The organism is Corynebacterium sp. HMSC11D10 (assembly GCF_001806995.1).
Lineage (GTDB): Bacteria > Actinomycetota > Actinomycetes > Mycobacteriales > Mycobacteriaceae > Corynebacterium > Corynebacterium coyleae.
The window spans coordinates 1-1,535 of record NZ_KV787038.1 but is presented as its reverse complement, the minus strand read 5'-3'; the positions used below and the strand labels follow the sequence as shown (position 1 = coordinate 1,535).

The window sequence follows — 1,535 nt, the reverse complement described above, 5'->3', positions numbered from 1 at the left end:
GGTTTGTGCATGGGTGAAAAACTCACGGCGTGTGACGGTATCTGCTTCGTCGAGGTAGCCGACGACGTTATCCGGCATATGGTGGCGAAGTGGTGAGTTCTTCCACGCTCCCGGCTTTTTGGCTAACCCTGGCAGCAGACTTATGGGGTTGATCACTGTAGCGTCTGCAGTGCCGAAGACTCTCGGCAGCGCGATGATGCGTCGAGACTCCTCGTCTAAGACGGTGATGGTGTCGTGGGACAATTCCAGTGTGACTTGCCTGTTTGCCCAGGCAGGCCCGACTAGGTAGCGGTTGCCTGCTACGGTGACAATCCCGGTTTTATCGGTGCGACGCACTTCGAAACGCACCGGATTAAACCGCACCGACGGACATGCTTTAAGCGCTTGTTGATCGTGTTGAAACAGATCAGCGATTACCGCTGCCTTCTTATAATGGGTCTGCTTGGCAAACGCGGCACACCCAGAGTCCAGAAGAGCGTTTAGTTCTGCCAGTGAAGCAACTTCTGGCACGGGAACGAGCAGGTTTCGGCGGATGAACCCGACAGCGTTTTCCACATTGCCTTTCTCATGGCCTGAATACGGGTTGCAGTAACGCGACCGAGTCCGATAGTGCGCTTTAAACGCGGCGAAGAGCTCTGATTCGACAACCTTCGGGCCGACACGGCGTCCAATAGCAGTAGCGTTATCGAAGACCATCTCAGTCGGCACTCCGCCGGCAGCATCGATGACATCCAGCAATCCGGTAATGACACACTCGGCGGTTTCACCGGCGAAGGCCCTGCAAAACCTCATATTCGAGTACGGAAACGTCACCACCAAAAGGTGTACAACCTTCACATCTGACGCCAGGTTGATTTCTGCCTGGCCGAAATCAACCTGGATGACCCCGGGAGACCATTCCAACTCCATGAACCCATCTCCTGGGGCTTTATGGTCCTGCCTCCACTGCTTGACGTAGCGCTGTACCGGCGAATACGAGCCGGTATATCCATGTTCGGCGGCAAGCCGGTCACAGATGCGCTGCGCAGTGTGGCGTTGCTTGCGCGGCATGCGCTGATCTTGCTCAAGCCACCGATCAATCACGGCACACAACGTCTCACCGAGCGCTAGTGATCCTGGCTTATGTAACTTAACTGGCGGGATAGGGCTGAAATCGTCCTGGTTGACGTACTTATCGACCGTAGCGCGAGATACCGATACCGCCTTCGCGATCGCTCGTCGGGACATTCCCTCGTCATCGAGCTGTCTGATAGTTTCGATCGTGGTCATGCTGATTGTCATCTACTTTCTGGTCCCTTCCTGAAAAACCAAGTCCCGGACCTCGCAGCCAAACGAAGATGGGACATTTCTCAGGAACAGAAACCTACTGGGATGGTTACTCGGCATGGCCCTTTTTCATTCCAAAAGAGCCACACCAGTCACAGCAACGCACCAGGAAAGTGGCCTACTTTTTCACGCTGAAACGGACTAAAACAGGCCGCCGAAACGGACTACTTCCCAAGCCGAACTGGACCACATACATCAGATCAGACACA

1 protein-coding gene is annotated in these 1,535 nt (G+C 54.7%); it reads right to left on the bottom strand.

Annotated elements, in window-relative coordinates; genetic code table 11:
• On the bottom strand, nt 1–1,269 hold a 1,269-nt coding region (gene istA, locus HMPREF3120_RS03305; protein ID WP_168156401.1), incomplete at its 3' end, for an IS21 family transposase.
• Nucleotides 1,270–1,535 lie beyond the last annotated feature (266 nt).